Consider the following 20,147-nt stretch of genomic DNA (forward strand, 5'->3'; position numbering starts at 1 on the left):
ACCGGCTCCTGCTCTGAATTGGTCTACGTCGCCTTGCCGGGGCACAATGGGTGTCATGACTGATGAGCATGATCACGACGCTAAACCCGACCTGCCTAAGGATCTGAGGGTCCGTTTCTGCCCTTCGCCGACCGGCACTCCGCATGTGGGCATGGTCCGCACAGCCCTCTTCAACTGGGCCCAGGCCAGGCATTCGCATGGCACCTTCGTCTTCCGCATCGAGGACACCGATGCCCAGCGCGACAGCGAGGAGAGCTACCAGCAGATTCTGGAGGCCCTCAAGTGGCTGGGTCTGGACTGGGACGAGGGTGTGGAGGTTGGCGGCCCGGATGGCCCCTACCGGCAGTCCGAGCGTGGCGACATATACCGCGATGTAGCCCGGCAGTTGCTGGATGCCGGCTACGCCTACGAGTCCTACTCCACCGCCGAGGAGATCAAGGAACGCAACCTGGCCGCCGGCCGTCCTGCCGCTTTCGGCTACGACGGCTACGATCGCGACCTGAGCGAGGAGCAGCGTCAGGCCTTCCGCGATCAGGGCCGGCGACCAGCCCTGCGCGTCCGCATGCCCGACGAGGACATCGCCTTTGACGACCTGATTCGCGGACACATCGAGTTCAAGGCCGGGTCCGTGCCCGACTATGTGATTGTGCGCCCCAACGGCGATCCCCTTTACACGCTGACCAACCCAGTGGATGATGCACTGATGCGCATCAACGTGGTTCTGCGCGGCGAGGATCTGCTCAGCTCCACCCCCCGGCAGATCGTCCTCTACCGCTATTTGATGAAGCTAGGCATCGCTCGGGCCATGCCCCTGTTCGGACACCTGCCCTACGTCATGGGCCAGGGCAAGAAGAAGCTTTCCAAGCGCGACCCCGAGTCCAATCTCTTCCTGCACCGGGAACACGGCTTCATTCCAGAGGGCCTGCTCAACTATCTGGCTCTACTGGGCTGGTCCATCGGCCCCGACCGGGATGTCTTCTCCATGGAGGAGATGGTTGAGCACTTCGACATCCGCGACGTCAAGGCCAATCCGGCCCACTTCGACATCGATAAGGCCGTGGCCATCAACGCCGAGCACATCCGCATGCTGGAGCCGCAGGACTTCCTGGACCGGTCCCTGCCTTATCTCAAGCGCGACGGGCTGGTGAGTGCCGAGCGCTGGCAGGATCTGAGCGATCGTGAACAGCGAATTCTGACCGCGGCCGCCCCCTTGGTCCAGCCTCGAGTGCGTCTGCTGGGCGAGGTCTCCGGCATGGTAGGCAGTCTGCTCAGCCAGGAGGAGTACCTGGAACCCGAGCCGGATGCCCGAAAACAGCTCAAGGACTCCGCTGGACAGGTTCTGGACCTGGCCATTGCCGCTCTGCAGGATGTGCCAGACCAGGACTGGAAGACCGATCACCTGCACGACCTGCTCACTCAGGCACTGGTGGATGAGGGCGGCTACAAGCTCCGTCTGGCCTTCGGCCCGGTCAGGGTGGCGGTCTCGGGAAGGCGGGTCTCGCCGCCCCTGTTTGAGTCCCTGGAGATCCTGGGCAAGGGCACAACACTCCGAAGGATGGCCAACTTGCGCCAAAACCTCTGAGCGGGTATATTTCTTTTTTGTTGTGCTACTGACCTGCTGAACCGGGTTCGTACGCGGCGAAAAGTGAAGCCCCCGTCGTCTAGCGGTCTAGGACTACGCCCTCTCACGGCGCCAACACCGGTCCAAATCCGGTCGGGGGTACGACATGTGGCAATTGTCCAAGCGATTGTCGCACAGCCAATTGGGGTATGGTGTAATTGGCAACACAGGTGATTCTGGTTCATCCATTCTTGGTTCGAGTCCAGGTACCCCAGCGATAGAGACATGAAGTCCCAAGGAGCGGAATACCGACACGGTGTTCCGCTCTTCTTATTTACGCATTACCATGGATTCTAGGGATTCTAGGGATGCTTCTGGTTTGCAAGGCGGCGGTCGGAGGCATCCACCAGAGTTGCCCACGGTGTGAGCAAGCAAACAAAAAGAGGAGGCCCGGCAGACTGCTATGTCAGAGTTTCCGATGATGGAATCTGATATTTTGAGCATAGAGGCTTGAGTGATGAACCCAATCATCGGCTGATCGGGGAATATCACCCAGTATGCGAATCATTGTACGATTTTTTCGATAAAGGTGTGTGATTATGACGACAATCATGGTGTTGGGAGCTGGTTATGCTGGTCTTCGCGTGGTCAAGAAGCTGGCTCATGCAAAGACTGATGCCCATATAGTCCTGGTCAATCAGAACGAGTACCACTACGAGTCCACCCAGCTGCACCAGGTGGCGGCGGGAACCAAGGAACCGGCGGACGTGGTCTTCGACCTGCGCAAGTCCCTGCCTGATTCGGTGGAGCTGATTATTGACAAGGTGGTTGGCATCGATCAGGACAACCGCAAGGTCAGCCTGGAGCATCACGATCCTCTGTCCTATGATTACCTGGTCAACGCCCTGGGCTTCGAGTCGGAAACCTTCGGCATCAAGGGTGCCGAAGAGTACGGGTGGCCGCTCGTTGACGTGGACACCGCCTTGGCGGCCCGCAAGAAGCTGGAACAGACGCTGGCCCGCTACCAGACCAGCCATGATCCGCTGGATCTGAGCATCGTGGTCTGCGGCGCTGGCTTCACCAGCATCGAGTACCTGGGCGAGTTGGTCTACCGTCTGCCTCAGCTCTCAAAGCGCCTGGGCTTCCCCATGGATCAGGTCAAGGTGGACTGCATAGAGGCTTCGCCCAAGATTCTGCCTATGTTCAGCAAGGACCTGGTCGACTGGGCTGTGGATTACCTGCGCAAGCGGGGGGTCAACTTCCACACATCGACTGCTATCACCGAGGTCAGGCAGGATGCTGTGGTCTCCAATGACCAGGAGTTCAAGGCCCATACGATCATTTGGACAACGGGTGTGCGTGGTAGCCACGTTATTGCCGATTCCGGGTATAATCAGAAGCGTAACCGTGTAGTGGTCAGGGATGATCTGTCGGTGGAGCAGCATCCAGAGGAATTCCTGGTGGGTGATGTCAGCGCCGTTCCCGACCCCCAATCGGGTCGGCTCTATCCAACCACTGCACAGATTTCGATGGCCCAGGCTGATACCGCGGCCGCGAATGTCCTCGCCAGAATGCGGGGGCAGGAGCCCCAGCGGTTCACCTACAGAAGCCTGGGGACCGTGTGCTCTCTCGGTCCTCACGATGGGGTTGCCGAAATCGACCGTATGGGCACGCTGAAGCTCAAGGGCAAGGTGGTCTCGGTCCTGAAGTGGATCGTGAACGAGCGGTCGGTCCTGGAATTGGCTGACGTGCGTACCATGTTGGAGAGCAACTGAACCAGCGTCTCAAGGGACGTAAAGGGCTAGACGACGAGGGAGAGGAGGACGAACATGATTCAGGTCATGAGGAAGCGGCGCATGTTCGTCCCGTCCCAGCCTCGGATTGGATCATTCTGGGCGACGATGGCCATCGGCCCTGCGTCCATCGACATCATTGACTACCTCCTGCTCCTCCTCATTCTGGCGAAGACCGTGGCCGACTGTGGCCTCCGCCAGAATGTTGGAGGCCCCCGTGCCCGTGCGCGGATCGGCAGGAGCGAGAGGAGAGTGGCATTAGCATGAGTTTTCTACAAGGTTTGTGGTTCTTTGTCATTGGCCTGCTTTTTGCAGGATTCCTTCTGCTTGAAGGATTCGACTTTGGCGTTGGCATGGCTACCAGGTTCGTGGCCCGCGATGGTGATGAGCGCGCCACCTTCATGAGGGCTATCGGCCCCCACTGGGATGGCAACGAGGTCTGGCTGATCACCGCCGGCGGCGCTATGTTTGCTGCTTTCCCACTCTGGTATGCCTCCCTCTTCTCCGGGTATTACCTCCTGCTCTTCCTGGTGCTGGTCTCCCTGATCCTGCGCGGCGTCTCTTTCGAGTTCGCCTCCCATGCGCTGACCAGCCGTGAGCGTGGTGTCTGGCAGTGGGCCAACTTCATCGGCTCGCTCTTTGCGCCATTCTTCCTGGGCATGATGCTGACCAGCCTGATCCAGGGCATTCCCATGGATAAGAACGGCGATGCGTGGCCCGGGTTCTTCGACGTGTTCAACTGGCTGTCTGTGGTCGGCGGCATCGCTGTCGTCTTCTTCAGCTTCGTTCATGGCCTGCACTTCCTGAGCCTGAAGATGGGGGTCATGGATTCCCGTCGGATGCTCAACGTCAGCGAGAAGGCTTACTGGATCGCCTATCCAGCTCTGGTCGTCTTCGTGCTCCTGGCCATCTTCAACACCGACTTCTACAAGGCGCGTCCCCTGTCCACCTGGCTGATCACCGTAATTATCCTGGCCTCGGTTATTGGAGGTCACGTTGCCGTTTTCAAGAAGCATGGCGGCTACGCTTTCACCTGCTCGGGCATCACCCTGATGGCCATCATCGCCTTTATCTTCAACGGGCTCTTCCCGCGGGTGATGATCGCTGATGATCCGGCCCACAACCTGCTGATTCAGGATGCCTCAGCTTCGCCGCTGACTATGAAGATCATGACTGTGGTGCTTTGCATCTTCCTGCCCATCATGCTGGCCTACTTCATCTGGAGCTACTTCATCCAGCGCAAGCGGCTGGACACCGATGGTGCCCATCTGGCCTCTCCTGTGGCCCCTTCGGCCACTGTGGCTGAGACCGTCTGAAAGTTAAAGGAGGCAGGGGGGCAGTGCTGGCAGGACCGGAGCGCATCCGGAGGATAATGCATTGATTGACAAAAATCTCTTCCGTTTCGACGGAGTCCGGTCCACATTGGGTCTGCTGGCCGCACTGTCCCTGGTTCAGGGAATAGGCGTGGTGGTTCAGGCCTATGGGTTGACCCTGGCTCTGGTACGTATTTGGCACCTTCAGAACCTCAAGGTGCTAGTGGTGCCGGTACTGATCTTTCTGGCCGCCTACACCTGTCGACAGCTCTGCGATGTGGCCAAGGATCGTTTTGCCACTGACCGTGCCGACGCCATCATAGCCGAACTTCGGCCCCGTATTCAGGACAAGGTCTTCTCGCTGGGGCCGTCGGCTCTGGCCCGGCGTGGCACGGGCTCGGCCGTAACCATGCTGGTGGATGGGCTTGACCAGGTGCGTACCTACGTGCTGACGGTCCTGCCAAAGATGATGGATCTCATCTTCATCCCATTGATTGTCTTGGTTGTGGTCTGGACCCAGGATGCAGGTTCCGGGCTCATCCTCCTGCTCATGTTGCCCCTGCTTATCTTCTTCATGATCATCCTGGGCCTGGCAGCCAGGGATCGTTCCAGTCGGCAGTACGCTCAGTTCCGCAAGCTCAACACCAGATTCATGGATACGGTCCTGGGCCTGCCGACCCTGAAGATGCTGGGCATTGACAAGGAGTACGAGGACGAGATCTATTCGGTCTCGGACCGCTTCCGCAAGAGGACCATGAGCGTTATCAGGGTGGCCATGACCTCCACCTTTGCTCTGGACTTCTTTGCCACCTTGGCCATCGCCATCATGGCCGTCTTCCTGGGCAACAATCTGATCAATGCCAAGGTGGAGCTCTTTCCAGCCCTCCTGGCCCTGATTCTGGCCCCTGAATACTTCATGCCCATCCGCCAGTTCGGAGACGACTTCCACGCCACGCTGAACGGCAAGAACGCCTTGGACGATATTGCGGATATGCTGGCGCAACCAGAGCCCAAGCGCTTGGAGGAACTGGACTGGTCCGGGTGGAAGGAGAACAGCCACCTGCGTCTGGAAGGAATAGACTTCGCCTATCCTGGCCCCAAGCCGGTGGAGAGCAATGCTTCAGCCGGGGCGCAGATGGATGCCATGGCCAAGTCCGAGAGCCAAAAGTCAAGCAAGAAGGGCAGCAAGCGCAAGGCATCCAAGGTTCATGACGGTAATGGGGGAGCGGTCTCGGCTGAGGCCGGTTCCACGGCATCGCAGGGAACTGAAGTCGAGGCAGCTGTGGATTCTCAGGAGCAGCCTCTGGCGCTGAGCGGCCTGGACTTCAACCTGCACGGCTTTTCCAAGGTGGCCATTGTCGGTCGCTCCGGAGCCGGCAAGTCCACGTTGATGGATCTGCTGGCCGGCTTTGACCAGCCCAAGGCAGGCGCCATCGACCTGGATGGTCATCAGCTGGAGCATTGCAACGTGGCTGCCTGGCAGCGGCACATCAGCTACATTCCGCAGAACCCCTTCATCTTCCACGGCACAGTGGCCGACAACATCCGCTTCTACAAGCAGGATGCAGACGATGCCGCCGTGGCCCGTGCAGCCGACCGAGCCGGATTGAGCGACTGGCTGCAAACATTGTCTGACGGTCTGAACACTCGAATCGGAGAGGGCAACCGAGGCATCAGCGGCGGCCAGGCCCAGCGAATCGCCTTGGCCAGGGGGATCCTTGACCCCTCACGCGAGATTCTGTTCTTTGACGAGCCCACAGCCCACCTGGACATCGAGACCGAATACGACCTGAAGCAGACCCTGCTGCCCATCATGGACGGGCACCTGGTTGTCCTGGCCACCCACCGGCTGCACTGGCTGGCCAACATGGACTGGGTGATCATGCTGGAGCATGGACGAATTGTGGCCCAGGGCGATCCGCGCAAGCTGATTGGTCAAGGCGGACCCTTGGATGCGCTGATCGATGAGATGGGAGGGAACCAGATTGCCGACTACCAGCAGGACTGAAACCGCCGGAAGAAATGGCACGGGATCGTCGAAGACCTCCCGCCGCGGCCGCGGGCTGTCAGGCTACATGCATATCTGGCATCGGGACCATTGGTTCTGGCCCTACCTGCGTGAGAACAAGGGGCTGCTTGCCCTGATCTTCTTCCTGGGGACCATCACCTTCGTGTGCGCGGCTGGACTGATGTTCACATCGGGATTCCTGATCAGCAGGTCGGCCCGCCATCCCTTCAACATCTTCGCCGTATACGTGCCGGTGGTCCTTACCAGGGCCTTCGGCATCGGACGACCCACATTCAAGTACATGGAGCGCATCAAGAGCCATGACTGGGTGCTCCGGGTGGTTTCCAAGCTGCGGGTTCAGCTCTACCGCACCCTCTCGCAGGATGCGGCCTTCCTGAACGAGCATGAGCGCACAGGCACGGTCCTGGGCATGCTCTCGGACGACCTGGACCATCTGGAGAACTTCTACCTGCGCACCATCTTCCCCACGGTCGTAGCCTACATGATGTGGGTGGTGGTGACCATCGCCGTAGGCGTCTTCTCCTGGCTGACCTCGCTCCTGCTCTTCCTGCTTTTCGCCCTGATCCTGATCCTGATCCCGCTGGTCTCGCTGGCTTATTCAGACGGGCGTTACGACATGGAGAAGGCACGGCGGCAGGATCAATACACTGCAGTGACCGAGAGCTACATGGGCCTGGGGGATTGGGTGATTACCCGCCGTCGGCGGCGCTTCGTGGACACGGCGTCCGGTGACTTCAACGACATCGCCACCGGCCGCAAAGAGCAGAAGCGGTTTGAACGCTGGCGCAACTGCGGCATCCAGATGATTTTCGCCCTCATGGTGGTGGCTCTGATTGTTGGAGCGGATCTGCGTATGACCAGCTCCACCTCCATTGCGGACTTCGCGGCAGCCGTGGTCCTGGCGGTCTTCCCTCTGGTCGACTGCTTCATCGTGGTCTCCCAGGCCGTGGCCGAGGTTCCCCTCTACACAGACTCGCTGGACCACCTGAATGATCTGACCGAGCGGGTCGAGTCCCGGCGAATTGAGCCGAGCGCCCAGACCAGGCTGGAGGGGCCGATCAAGTCAATCGTCTTCGACCATGTCAGCTTCTCCTATGGTCCTGATGACCCCCTGCTGCTGGACGACTTCAGCCTGCGAATCGAAGGCGGGCAGCGCGTGGCCCTGCTCGGTCCCAGCGGCGAGGGCAAGACGACGGTCCTTCAGCTGCTCCTGGGCGACCTGCGCCCCACCAGTGGCCGCATCCTGATCAATGGAATACCGGTCGATGCCTTGCAGGATCAGCGTCCTGAGCTCTTTGGCTACCTGAACCAGCAGGCCTTCCTCTTCAACACCACCATCGCCTCCAACGTGCGTCTGGGCGCTCCCCAGGCCGATGATGATCAGGTTCGCCAGGCTCTGAAGGCTGTACAGCTGGATCAGGTCGTAGATGACATGCCCCAGGGAATCGACACGCCGGTGGATGAGGCTGGCGGCCGTCTTTCAGGCGGGCAGCGCCAGCGTCTGGCCCTGGCCAGGATTGTGCTCAAGCGCACGCCGATCATTCTTCTGGACGAGCCAACCATCGGTCTGGATCCCATAACCGAGCGGCGGCTCATGGCCATGATCTTCAAGGTCAGCCAGGATCGCACCCTTCTTTGGGTGACCCACCACCTCCAGGGGCTGGAGGAGGCCGACCAGGTCATCTTTATGCAGGATGGTCATATAGCCATGCAGGGTCGACCTGTTGATTTGTACCATGCGAACGCCCGTTTCCGTGAACTTTATCGCATGGATGTCTCGGACGTGGACAATGGTGCCGGTCAAGGGATATACTTAAAGAAGCAGTCAGATTCAGATGGACGGAACCCTGTTGAATGACCATCAGGCTGTTTCCCGAGCAATGAATTTTGCACGGTTGTCGGGTCGCCGATCTTGTCGGATGGCTTCCCGGCCGGTCACCGTGCGCCGTCGGTTCATGGACTGGACGGTGAGGAAACCGGAGCCCGTGGAAGCGACCAGGTCGCGAAGTCGGGGAGAGCTGAAAGGTTCTTGTGGGCACAAGCCTGGTCATATCTGAATCCGTCCGGATTCGACCCGTGTACCCGCGCCCGACGAACCCTGCAGAGATTGGGAGGAACGATGTTCACTGTATTGGGATTGTCTAGATTCCAGTTCGCCATGACGACGATATTCCACTTCTTCTATGTCCCTATGACCATCGGTCTGGCCCTGGCGGTCGCCATCATGGAGACCACCTATGTGGTGACCAAGAAGGATGTCTACAAGAAGATGACCATGTTCTGGTCCAAGATCTTCCTGCTCTCCTTCGCGGTCGGCGTGGTCACGGGCATCATCCAGGAGTTCCAGTTCGGCATGAACTGGTCCAACTACTCCAGATTCATGGGTGACATCTTCGGTGCCCCCCTGGCCATCGAGGCCCTGCTGGCCTTCTTCCTGGAGTCCACTTTCATCGGCGTGTGGATGTTCACCTGGAATAGGTTCAAGCCGGCCGTGCATGTGATCTTCATCTGGCTGACCTTCCTGGGTTCCTCCATGTCGGCCATCTGGATTCTGGCTGCCAATAGCTTCATGCAGCACCCGGTTGGTTTCGAGATCAACCAGGCCACCGGTCATGTGCGACTGCGCAGCTTCGGTGATGTCATGTCCAATCCCCAGCTGTGGATCGAGTTCCCCCACGTCTTCTTCGCCGCCGTCTGCACAGGGGCCTTCGTGGTCATGGGCTGCAGCGCCTTCAGCCTGCTGAGAATGCACATGGGGAACAAGGATCAGGCCGTGGCCGCTGTCGAGGCCGACTCCGAGAAGCAGGCCAAGGTCAACCTGTTCACCAAGTCCATTCGTCTGGCCGCCCTGCTCGGTCTTATCGGTTCCATCTGCGTGATCACCTACGGTGATTTGCAGGGCAAGTACATCGTGACCGATCAGCCCATGAAGCTGGCCGCCACCGAAGGCATCTACGAGGACACCGGCGATCCCGCTCCTTGGAATGCCGTGGCTCTGATCAATGAGAAGGACCATAAGATTGAAGGGTCCGTCGAGATTCCCGGAGCCATGTCACAGCTGGCTTACGGCAAGAAGACAGGCGCCGTCAAGGGCATGAACACCGTCAACAAGGAGTTGCACGAGAAGTACGATGCCAAGTATGGCAAGGACATGAACTACTACGTGCCGGTCACCACCCTATTCTGGGTCTTCCGTCTGATGGTCGGAATCGGGTTTGCCTTTGCCCTGATATCAGCATTGGTGCTCTGGTTCACACGTAAGAAGAAGAACACGCTCTTCACCACACGCTGGAAGCTCTGGATCATGGGTATCTTTACTTTCGCCCCCTTCGCTGCGACGACCAGTGGCTGGCTGGTGACTGAGCTTGGACGCTATCCATGGCTGGTTTATGGTTATCAGACCATTGCCGATGGCGTTTCGCCCACCAGCACGGTGCCGAACCTGCTCTTCACCTGCATTGTCTACTTCCTGCTCTTCCTGGTTCTGGGCGGAGTCATGGTCTTCTATACCAGGAGGACCCTGCACCAGGGACCCTTCTACAAGCCGGATGACGGCAATGGGCCGCAGCCTGCCAAGGTGCATGGCGCACCAGCTCGGGTGGCCCTGGCCTAATGGCCGGCTGACCTTAAACACTCCCTTCCCCTTCGGTAAATCCCCCGCTTCGGACCGTATGGTCCGGAACGGGGGATTTGCTGTCATAGGGTGTTTGTCATCAGCGGCTGCCAGCTGTGGTGAGATTCAGAAAAGAGAGCAATGCCAAGCATGAAGTGGCAGATATGACGGATGTTCGGCTCGTGGCTGATAGGAGGCTGGTCTCACTCGCTCTAGTTATGCTGCGCCGGTTCCGCCGCGCCGATTCGGTCAGACCTGGGCAGTCAGCTTGCTTACAATCCGCTGCAGCAAGCTGCGTATGCCCTCAGACATGGGGGAATCCTCCAGGCTGTCTGAAGCCCGCCGCAGATAGTCTTTGGCGGTTTGACGGCTGCTTTCCATCAACTGGGGATGTGCTCTGAGGTAGTCGACTACCTGTTCGGGATCGTCCTGCTGGACCAAGGCTCTGAAGTTCTCATCCTTCTGGAACCCCAGCAGAACCGGCAGAGTGTAGATTCCGTCGCGGATATCCTCCAGCTTGGGCTTGCCGCTGTCACGATCCAGATCAAAATCGTTGATGTCGTCAATGATCTGGAAAGCCATGCCTAGATTGCCGCCGAAGTCTCTGGCGGTCTGCTCCAATGCCGGGTCAATTGGCTGGCCGTCAAGGCGGATCCCGGTCAGGCAGGCCAGTCGGAAGAGGGCTGCGGTCTTGCCGGAGATGGCTCTGTCGTAATCGTCAATGGTTATGTGGGTGTGGTGGCGGTCGGACTCCTGGTAGAGCTCTCCACCTACGATCTCGCAGACCGTGCCGGCCTGTTCGCGGATAAAGCCTGTGTCAGGGGCGATGGAGGCCATGATCTCCATGTAGCGGGAGAGGATCAGATCACCTAGATAGATGGCGGCCTTGTTGCCCCGGATGGTGTGGACCGTGGGCTTGTTGCGGCGGATGGGGGCGTTATCCAGAACGTCGTCGTGGACCAAGGTGGCCAGATGAAGCATCTCGATGGCGGCGGCGCCGGTGATGACGGTGTCGTCCAAGTGTCCTTTGGTTCGTGCTCCGGCCCGCGCAAAGAGAGCCACCATAGCGGCGCGAATCATCTTGCCGTGGTTATCCAGCAGTCGACGGTAATCCTCCTGATAGGGCGCTACATGAGTACGTTCCTGGTGCAGGCGGTCGACAACCCGCTCAAGATCCTTGCGCAACAGGAGCTCTTGTCCTTCTGCCATGGAGGTACGCTCCCTCTATCTCGTTAAGAACCGCAACGTATCCAATATACCAAGACCGGGGCCAGGCCTGAAGATTGTCGGCCCGGTCCTTGCCGTCATCGTAATCACTGTGGTCAAGTTAACATCAGGGTGCCGGCCTGCGGTGGTGACGTTGCGGCCTGAATCCGATTCGTAAGAGGACTGCATACATCGGCCTAGAGGCGAAGTCGGGTGAAGTAGGCTGGATGTATGAGTCAGCATTACCACGCGGATCAGGTCTCCCCACAAGGCGGCGGGGGAGAGCATGATCGACCGCTGTCCGTTTCGGCCCGGCTGGGGCGACTTCAGTTCCATTACTCAGGCAAGTTCAGACTCCTGCAGCTGGCCGACGTCCAGGAAGGCCCCAAGGTCTCTCCGGACACAATCAGGCTGATAGGCGCGGCTTGCGATGCGGCAAAGCCCGATCTGGTGGTCTTCTCAGGCAACCAGGTAGCCGGTTACGACACGGCCTACGAGCGCACCTTCCGCAAGAGGCGCTGGAGCACTCCCCTGGACGGCATCTATTCTGCTGGTCTGAGCATGGGCGGCGCCTTGGGGCTTGGGGGAGCCTCTCTGAAACGCTCTGCCAAGTCCCAGGATGGTCAGGCTGTTGCGGACCGCCGGGAACCAGACCGCAGGGATGCCGAGCGTGTACGCCAGCAGAACATCAAGCACACTGAGGATCTGGTCCGCAGAACCGTTGGCCTGGTCACCGGCCCGCTGGTTGAACGCGGGATTCCCTTCGTCGTCACCTATGGCAACCACGACTTCCAGTGTGGGCTGGACACCGACCAGATGGATGCCATCTATCGGGAGGTGCCCGGTTGCCTGAACCCGGAGGCCACGGTCGCCCATCCTGATCGAGTCCATGCGCTGATCGGGTCGGCCCTGCCCTCCCAGACGGCTTTCGTCTGCGCTCCAGGCACCTTCGCGCTGCCTGTGGCGGATTGCGACGGTCACGGGGTGGTCATGGGCCTGGTCCTGCTGGACTCTGGCGACTATGCCCGGGCAGGAGGCTATGGCTCACCGTCGGCGCAGGCCCTGGACTTTCTGGCGGCCGCTCCCGATCTTCTGGGCAACCGGTCCATAGTCTTCCAGCACATGCCCATTCCCCAGTTCTACGATCTGCTCAAGCCGGTGCCAGCCACCACAGCCTATGCGGTCCAAGGTTACAGAAGTTTCGACTCCCGTTGCTACATTCTGGACGAATCGCGCACCTGCCCCGGCTCCTACCTGGGCGAGGGGGTCTCCTGCCCGGATGAGGACAGCGGCGAGTATGACCTGCTGACCCGGAACCGGGGCTATTTCGCCCTCTTCGCCGGGCATGACCATCGCAATGGCTTTGTCGGCCGTAGCGGAGATCTGACGCTGGGGGCCACGCCTACATGCGGATTCGGCTCATACGGTCCGGTGCCCAGCAAGCGGGCTGCCCGGCTCTTCGAGTTCGACATCCGCCATCCCCATCATCCTCGCACTCAGCTCCTGGAGTTCGGGCAATTGGTGGGGCGGCCAGGATCCCACAAGGTCTACACCTTCGCCATGAGCCATGTGCCCACCTCCACCGGGGACGCGGTCAACCTCTTGCGTCGGCCCGGGTTCTTGGCGGGCGGCCTGACGGCTCTTGCCGGGCTGATCGCCTCCTGGGGATCCAGCAGGCGGCGGTCAGGACCAAGGCGTTAGGAATTCCCGCTCAGACCCTGCGACGGGCGGGAGATGAGGCTCGCAGCAGGGCTTCTGTCAGATATTTGCCGGCGGCCATGACCAGGGGGGCGTAGCGCCTTCCCGGCGTTGTGGACATGCGGTTGACCGGCCCGGAGATGGATATGGCGGCCATGACCTGCCCGGATCCGTTGCGGATGGGGGCCGAGATGGAGCAGACGCCTTCTTCCCGCTCGTTGATGGATTCGGCCCAGCCGCGCTTGCGGACCGTGGCCAGGGTCGCTGCGTTGAACTTGGCGTGCCGCAGACCCTGATGGAGGCGCTCGGGTTCCTCCCAGGCCAGCAGAATCTGCGCTGCCGACCCGGCCTCCATGGACAGCAGGGCGCCTACGGGGATGGAGTCGCGCAGGCCCGAGGCGCGTTCCACCGCGGCGATGCAGACACGGACTTCGCCTTGGCGGCGGAAAATCTGGGCTGACTCGCCCGAACGGTTGAGCAGTGTATGCAGGATGGGCCCCGAGGCGGTCAGCAGTCGATCCTCGCCAGCGGCAGCGGCCAGCTCGGCGAAGCGGGAGCCCAGGACGAAGCGGCCATGCGCGTCCCGCAGCACGAAGCGGTGGCGCTCCAAGGCGATGGCCAGTCGGTGGGCTGTGGGTCGAGCCAACCCTGTGGCGTTGACCAGCTGGCCCAGGGTCATGGGTCCAGTCTCCAGGGTGTCCAGAATTCGCACCGTCTTGTCCAGAACGCCGACGCCCGAATGAATCTCCTCCTGATGCATGTTCGGATCATTTGTGGAGGGGTATCTGTCGTCGTCGTTCATAGAAGGTGTGTCCATGGTTGAATTATGCCATCTCAGTATATGAAATGCAAAAGTTCATAACGGTTGGGCAGTTCCATACTCGGTGGTAAGAAGCCGGCGGGGTGCCGATGAGATTGGCGCTCCGGCTGGTCGCAGGTTTTCAGGAGGCGATATGGGACGCACAATGGCGGAAAAGGTCTGGGCCGATCATTTGGTCAGAAAGGGCCAGGGAGGCGAGCCCGATCTGATCTACATCGATCTGCAGCTTATGCACGAGGTAACCAGCCCACAGGCATTCGAGGGGCTGCGCCTGGCAGGCCGCAAGATCCGTCACCTGGACCAGGTCATCGCCACCGAGGATCACAACACCCCCACCATCGACATCGATCGGCCCATCGCCGACAAGGTCTCGGCCCTGCAGATCTCCACCCTGGAGCGCAACTGCCGCGAGTTCGGCGTCCGTCTGCATCCCTTGGGGGATGCCGATCAGGGCATCGTCCACGCTTTTGCACCCGTCCTGGGACTGACGCAGCCCGGCATGACCATCGTCTGCGGCGATTCGCATACCTCGACCCACGGGGCCTTCGGGGCCCTGGCTTTCGGCATCGGCACCTCCGAGGTGGAGCATGTTCTGGCCACCCAGACCCTGAGCCTGAAGCCTTTCAAGACCATGGCCATCACCGTCCGCGGGCAGCTCAAGCCGGGCGTGGGCGCCAAGGACGTCATCCTGGCCGTCATCGCCAAGATCGGCACTGGCGGCGGCCAAGGGCACGTTCTGGAGTACCGGGGCGAGGCCATTCGGCGCATGTCCATGGACGCGCGCATGACCATCTGCAACATGTCCATCGAGGCCGGGGCGAGGGCCGGGATGATCGCGCCGGACGAGACCACCTTCGCTTACTTGGAGGGCCGGCCGCACGCCCCCAAGGGGGCCATGTGGGATCAGGCACTGGACTACTGGCGTACCCTGCCCACCGATCCGGACGCAGTCTTCGACAAGGAGGTCATCCTGGATGCCGACCAGCTGACCCCCTACGTGACCTGGGGCACCAATCCCGGACAGGGTCTGCCCATTGCCGCTGATGTGCCTGTGCCCGAAAAGATCGCCGACCCGGCCAAGCGACAGGCAGCCCAGGAGGCCATCGACTACATGGGTCTGAAGCCGGGGATGCCAATCCGGGACATCGCCGTGGACACCGTGTTCATTGGTTCTTGCACCAACGGGCGCATCGAGGATTTGCGCGCGGCGGCAGCCATCATGAAGGGACACCACAAGGCCAAGAACCTGCATCGCGTCTTGGTGGTTCCGGCCTCTTCGCGAGTTCGCATTCAGGCCGAAAAGGAGGGGCTGGATCGCATCTTCGAGGACTTTGGAGCCGAATGGCGCAACGCTGGCTGCTCCATGTGCCTGGGCATGAACCCCGACCAGCTGGTGCCGGGGGAGCGCTCCATCTCCACATCCAACCGCAACTTCCAGGGTCGTCAGGGCAAGGGCGGCAGGACGCATCTGGCCTCGCCCGAGGTGGCCGCTGCGACGGCCATCCGGGGAACCATCTGCTCCCCGGCCGATCTGTAAGCCCATCAATCATTCGTCATCGTCATCGCCATCCAGCAGGCAGGAGGTCATCATGGAGCCACTTTCCGTTGTCACCGGGGTCGGGGTGCCCTTGCGCCGCTCCAACGTCGACACCGATCAGATCATCCCCGCCGTATTCCTGAAGCGGGTGCAGAAGACCGGCTTCGAGGACGCGCTCTTCTACGCCTGGCGAAGGGATCCGAATTTCGTGCTCAACCGGCCCGAATATTCAGGCGCCCGAGTTCTGGTGGCCGGGCCGGACTTCGGCATCGGCTCCTCGCGCGAGCATGCGGTCTGGGCTCTGCGGGACTACGGCTTCCGCGTGGTCATCGCCCCCCGCTTCGCTGATATCTTCTATGGGAACACCGCCAAGAACGGTGTTCTGGCCGCCATCATGCCCCAGGAATCAGTGGAGTTGCTCTGGAAGCTCCTGGAGGAGGACCCCGGCACCGAGATGACCGTGGACCTGGGCGCTCGCACGGTCACCTGCGCGGATGTGACTCTGCCTTTCCAGGTAGACGACTACGTGCGGTGGCGGCTCATGAACGGTTACGACGACATTGATCTGACCCTGCAGCACGAGGATGACATCCGTGCCTATGAGCGTATGCGGGCCGAGCGATTCCCCTTCAAGCCGCGTACCCTGCCGGCCCAGCACATGCCAGAAGAGCCGGTCACTTCAGCCAGGGAGGGTCAAATCGACTGGCCTGGACCCCTGGCTGACCGCGGCATCATTTGACCGACGGGCCGTGAGCCCTCATATGAAAGCCATTTGCTCCCTCTTCGCTTACCATGGAATGAGACAGCCATTGATCGCCTGTGACTAGTTGGCGAGTGAAGAGGAGCGGTTATCATGAGGCACAGCAGCGGCGATGTGCACGACTGGGGCGTTAGACGGGCAGTGAATACCCTAAGTGCTTTTGCCTTCATCTACGTGGCCATAGAGACCCTGGCAGGTCTTTTGGGGAGCAAGGCGGTTCTGCCTGCTCTCTTCCCGCATGCTTCCAAGGCACAGATCAACGGCCCTCTGGGTGACTGGACTGTGGCCATCTCCGTAGTGCTGGCCCTGCTGTTTGCCTTGATCAGCCAGTGGCCGGTCATCGTGGGCCATGAACGCCATGGCCAGGATCAGGTGCAGTGGGTCACTGCGCGCCGATTCAGCCTGTTGGCCTTGATTATCGCCCTGGCCTGCTTCTTCCTCAGTCAGCTGGTGGCCGGGGCGGCCGACTCCGGACTGAGCGCCATTCTGTCCAGTACTGGCCTGCATCCGCCGTCCGCGCCTGGCGACGGAGGCATGGAAACGCCGATCATGCTCTTCTATGGCATTCTTTTGGGGCCCTTTGCCGAGGAGCTGGTCTTTCGCGGGGTCATCATGAACGGTCTGCGCCGCTTTGGCCGGGTCTTCGCCATTATTACTTCTTCTCTGCTTTTCGGCTTCATGCACGGCTCCTTGGTCCAGGGTCTGTTCGGTTTCATTTCCGGCCTGGTTCTGGGCTATCTGGCCATGGAGTACGGGCTGGTCTGGTCCCTGCTGGTGCACATGCTCAACAACGCTTTCTCTTCAGGTTTGTTGGCCAAGTACATGCCTCTGGCGCCCGAGGTGGTCCGCATCGGCCTGGGCTTTCTCATGATCCTGGTGCTGCTGGTTGGCGTCGTCGGGCTGCTGTTCAAGATAAGGACTCTCCGTGATTACTGCCGCAGCAATCGCGCTCCCAAGGGAATCTATGCTTCCTGGCGGGCGCCCTGGTTCCTGCTCTTCTGCCTGGCATGCCTGCTGATGGCCCTGAGCGAATTCGTACCAGGGCTGGCCTGACCAGACAGTCGATGGCGCCGGGCGCCTGGCCATTGTCGGGATTCTGTCGAGGAAGGGCGGGGTCGGGCTAGACTCGGACATGTAGTGTTGTGATATGAACGTGGGGAAAGGTTCGTGTCGCTGGACGCCCTTGACGGTCGTACGGTAGTGCATGAAGGGGAAGGATCATCGACGGATGAGGGATGATGAGGATCGCGACAGCGGCAGCGAGTCCGCCGATGCCCAAAGCGATCAGGGGCGCTGGAAGATGTCGCGCTCCTCTATTGCCCTCATGACTGCAAGCCACAGTGCCAGCAAGGACTACGCCCGTCATTGGGATTATGAGGAAGGGTCCATCGACCTGCCGCCCTTGAGCCTGCCGGGGGAGGCCGTGGATGATGGCTTGGCCTACCCGGGACGGATAGCCCATAGGAAGACTGCGGTTCTGGGCGATGAAGGAGCTGGCGGCAAGGGTTCCAGACCAGTCGGTGAACGACCGTCAGTGCTTCCAGGATCCTATGATTTTTTGGACTCGGTCACCATGGCCAGTCAACCGGGAGTTCCCGCATTTCCTCCTGAAGATCTACCAGCTGACGGGCATGTCGGGAAGGGATCCGACAAGGAGTCTTCTCCGCGGCGTGTGGTGGTTCGCCGAGAGCCGGAAGCCGCAAAGGCCAAGGAGACCCCGGCGCAGCCTCAGCAGCCTGCGGCCAAGGTCGTCTGGTCCTGGACGAAGCCCGAAAAGAACAATGGCCCGGTCTTCTCTTGGAATATGCCCAAGCGTCGTAAGCCGTCCGCAAGCACCCGTGCAGGCAAACCTGCGGCTTCCGCTCCTTCCGCAGTCAGAACAGCCGAACCCAAGTCGGCGACTATGCTCGAGGCGCCCTCGGGTTCCGGCGCTGAGGATTCGATGTCTGCGAAACCGGGTTCGGAGATTCCTGCACCCGCAGCCTCTGTTCATGCGTCTGAGGCCCCTGTGGTATTCGCCGACCGGCCAGTCGTTGTCCGTCGCTCGGATGCCGACTGGGATTCCCTGGTCACTGGTTCATCGGCTTCTGGGGACAACGGTGCTGCTGCACAATCCGTGTCCAGTGGAACCGATCATCAGGGGCGTCGGGTCTGTTCGACTCCACGGGTAGTTGCCCAGCCTGCCGCAGTCGCCGGTGACGATACCGGTGGTCGGGTCGTTTCGTCAAAGGCTATTGACGGACAGGAGACGGCGCTCGCGCAGAAGGATCATGCCGGCCAGCCCATGCAGACCGGCCAGGCAGCGATTGCCGTTCAGCCTGCCCCTGCCGAATCTTCAGAGGCTGTGAACGCAGCTCCGGCGACGCAGTCGGTCGTCCAGTTCGCGTCTTCGTCGACATCCGTATCCGCTCCAGGTGCTTCTGTGGCTCTCGCCGCCAAGGCTGCCGAGGCTGCTGCAGCTGCTGTGGCGGCCAAGGCCAAGTCCTCAGAGACCGAGGAAGCCGCAGCGAATGCAACCAAGCCGACCCGTTCTTCGCATGGTCTTCATTTCGGCCTATCTGCCAGAGGTCATGAAAGGAAGAGGGGAGCCCGTCGGTCGTTCAAGCGGCGGGCTGCTCGCAACCGTACCCATCCTTCAGCCGAGTCGGCAGTCCCTCGGGTCGTTTCCAATGCTTCGGCAGGATCGGTCAATTCGCAGCCGGTCGCTGTTCCCAGTGAACTTGACGCCGTCACGCCAGCTGCTGAAGTTGCGGCTCAGCCCCAGCCTCAGGCCCAGGCGCAACCACAGACGGCCAAGCCCACCACCGGCAAGTCCAACACCTACACAGCCAGTTCCGGGGTCCTCCACGCCGTCAACGGACAGGCCGCCTTCGCCTTCGTCTATCTGGCCATATCGGTTCTGGTGCTCATGGTCGGTTCGGGGATGATCCTGCCAGTCGTCATGGAACAGGTCAAGGACCCCAGATCCATCGCCTTCCTATCCGACGGGATTACTCTCCTGTCGGTCCTGCTGGCGCTGACCTATGCCTGCATTTCAGAGTGGAGCGTTATTCGAGGTGTGGATCAGCGGGGACAGGACGCGGTCCGCTGGCGAACGGATCGAAGAATGACCCTGGCGGCTCTGCTGGCCCTGGTCGCGGTGCTCCTGCTGGGCCAAGGGATGGTTCATGAACTGAACAAGTTCTTCAATCACTTCGGTCTGCTTCTGCACATCCCCTCCCTGGCCTCGCACAGCCTGCTGGTCACCGGGGCTTCCTCGCCAATGATGGCCCTGTATGCCCTCCTGGCGGTCCCCCTGGCTGAGGAGCTGGTCTTCCGCGGCATCATCCTCAACGGGTTGCGTCGGTATGGCCGGGTCTTTGCCATTCTGACCGCATCCCTGCTCTGCGCCCTGCTGCAGAGTGATCCGGTCTCCGGGCTTTGGATCTTCCTGCTGGGGCTGGCATTGGGATACTGCTCCCTGGAGTATGGTCTGATCTGGGCCGTCGGAGCCCGTGTGCTCGGTGATCTGCTCTTCAGCGGCCTGCCCAATCGATATCTGATGAGCGCTCCGAGAACCGCTCGTCTGTCGATTTTGGCAGTAGCGCTGGTCTTGGTTCTGGCTGGGCTGCTCATGTTCTTCCTGCACCGCACCAGTCTGTTGGACTACCGGCGGCGCTATCGAGCCCCTAAGGGCACATATGTTTCCTGGAGGCAGCCCTGGTTCCTGCTCTACTTGCTGCTCTGCCTGCTGCTGACGGTCTTCAAGTTCGTGCCCGGCCTGCTCTGAGGCATGACGCATTGGCGCTGCGGTGGTGGCGTAGACTTGGACAAGCTG

General features: G+C 60.7%; 13 protein-coding genes and 2 tRNA genes. 13 read left to right on the top strand and 2 right to left on the bottom strand.

What is annotated here, in order from left to right; all coding sequences use genetic code 11:
• Positions 1-55: 55 nt before the first annotated feature.
• The 8 genes from gltX to RAM15_RS01140 all read left to right on the top strand — a co-directional run bounded on the left by gltX (position 56) and on the right by RAM15_RS01140 (position 10,309).
• Positions 56-1,582, top strand: coding sequence for a glutamate--tRNA ligase (gene gltX / locus RAM15_RS01105; RefSeq protein ID WP_306221703.1), 1,527 nt, complete (start codon positions 56-58; stop codon positions 1,580-1,582).
• 68 nt (positions 1,583-1,650) lie between these two features.
• Positions 1,651-1,723, top strand: a tRNA-Glu gene (locus RAM15_RS01110).
• Positions 1,724-1,764: 41 nt separating this feature from the next.
• Positions 1,765-1,836 (top strand) — tRNA-Gln (locus tag RAM15_RS01115).
• Positions 1,837-2,160: 324 nt separating this feature from the next.
• Positions 2,161-3,336, top strand: a complete 1,176-nt coding sequence (locus RAM15_RS01120) for an NAD(P)/FAD-dependent oxidoreductase (RefSeq protein WP_306221704.1) — start codon at positions 2,161-2,163, stop codon at positions 3,334-3,336.
• A gap of 281 nt (positions 3,337-3,617) precedes the next feature.
• A complete protein-coding gene (gene cydB / locus RAM15_RS01125; RefSeq protein WP_306221705.1) occupies positions 3,618-4,670 on the top strand; it encodes a cytochrome d ubiquinol oxidase subunit II in 1,053 nt (350 codons plus the stop codon).
• A 61-nt stretch (positions 4,671-4,731) separates the two neighbouring features.
• Positions 4,732-6,675 carry an ABC transporter ATP-binding protein/permease gene (locus RAM15_RS01130; RefSeq protein ID WP_306221706.1) on the top strand — a complete coding sequence of 648 codons (1,944 nt, stop codon included), beginning with the start codon at positions 4,732-4,734 and terminating at the stop codon, positions 6,673-6,675.
• Positions 6,676-6,742: 67 nt separating this feature from the next.
• Positions 6,743-8,554: a thiol reductant ABC exporter subunit CydC gene (gene cydC, locus RAM15_RS01135; RefSeq protein WP_306221707.1), complete on the top strand. Its 1,812-nt coding sequence runs from the start codon at positions 6,743-6,745 to the stop codon at positions 8,552-8,554.
• A gap of 261 nt (positions 8,555-8,815) precedes the next feature.
• A complete protein-coding gene (locus tag RAM15_RS01140) occupies positions 8,816-10,309 on the top strand; it encodes a cytochrome ubiquinol oxidase subunit I (RefSeq protein ID WP_045923926.1) in 1,494 nt (497 codons plus the stop codon).
• Between the two features lie 249 nt (positions 10,310-10,558).
• Here the strand turns inward: RAM15_RS01140 and RAM15_RS01145 are convergent, their stop codons facing one another.
• Entirely contained in the window at positions 10,559-11,518 is a 960-nt protein-coding gene (locus RAM15_RS01145; RefSeq protein ID WP_306221708.1) for a polyprenyl synthetase family protein, read from the bottom strand.
• Between the two features lie 228 nt (positions 11,519-11,746).
• Between RAM15_RS01145 and RAM15_RS01150 the strand changes: the two genes are divergently transcribed.
• A complete protein-coding gene (locus RAM15_RS01150) occupies positions 11,747-13,216 on the top strand; it encodes a serine/threonine protein phosphatase (protein WP_306221709.1) in 1,470 nt (489 codons plus the stop codon).
• Positions 13,217-13,226: 10 nt separating this feature from the next.
• On the opposite strand, the gene RAM15_RS01155 is transcribed toward RAM15_RS01150, so the two are convergent.
• Positions 13,227-13,973, bottom strand: coding sequence for an IclR family transcriptional regulator (locus tag RAM15_RS01155; protein ID WP_172636696.1), 747 nt, complete (start codon positions 13,971-13,973; stop codon positions 13,227-13,229).
• Between the two features lie 193 nt (positions 13,974-14,166).
• Between RAM15_RS01155 and leuC the strand changes: the two genes are divergently transcribed.
• From leuC to RAM15_RS01175, 4 genes are all read left to right on the top strand, one after another.
• Complete coding sequence (gene leuC / locus RAM15_RS01160; RefSeq protein WP_101431909.1) at positions 14,167-15,570, top strand: 3-isopropylmalate dehydratase large subunit; 1,404 nt, start codon at positions 14,167-14,169, stop codon at positions 15,568-15,570.
• A gap of 52 nt (positions 15,571-15,622) precedes the next feature.
• Complete coding sequence (gene leuD / locus RAM15_RS01165) at positions 15,623-16,309, top strand: 3-isopropylmalate dehydratase small subunit (protein WP_024627605.1); 687 nt, start codon at positions 15,623-15,625, stop codon at positions 16,307-16,309.
• A gap of 114 nt (positions 16,310-16,423) precedes the next feature.
• On the top strand, positions 16,424-17,383 hold the full coding sequence (locus RAM15_RS01170; protein WP_306221710.1) for a CPBP family intramembrane glutamic endopeptidase: 960 nt from the start codon (positions 16,424-16,426) through the stop codon (positions 17,381-17,383).
• A gap of 175 nt (positions 17,384-17,558) precedes the next feature.
• Positions 17,559-20,099, top strand: coding sequence for a CPBP family glutamic-type intramembrane protease (locus RAM15_RS01175; RefSeq protein WP_306221711.1), 2,541 nt, complete (start codon positions 17,559-17,561; stop codon positions 20,097-20,099).
• Positions 20,100-20,147: the final 48 nt, after the last annotated feature.

Source organism: Bifidobacterium asteroides, from assembly GCF_030758775.1.
Lineage (GTDB): Bacteria > Actinomycetota > Actinomycetes > Actinomycetales > Bifidobacteriaceae > Bombiscardovia > Bombiscardovia kimbladii.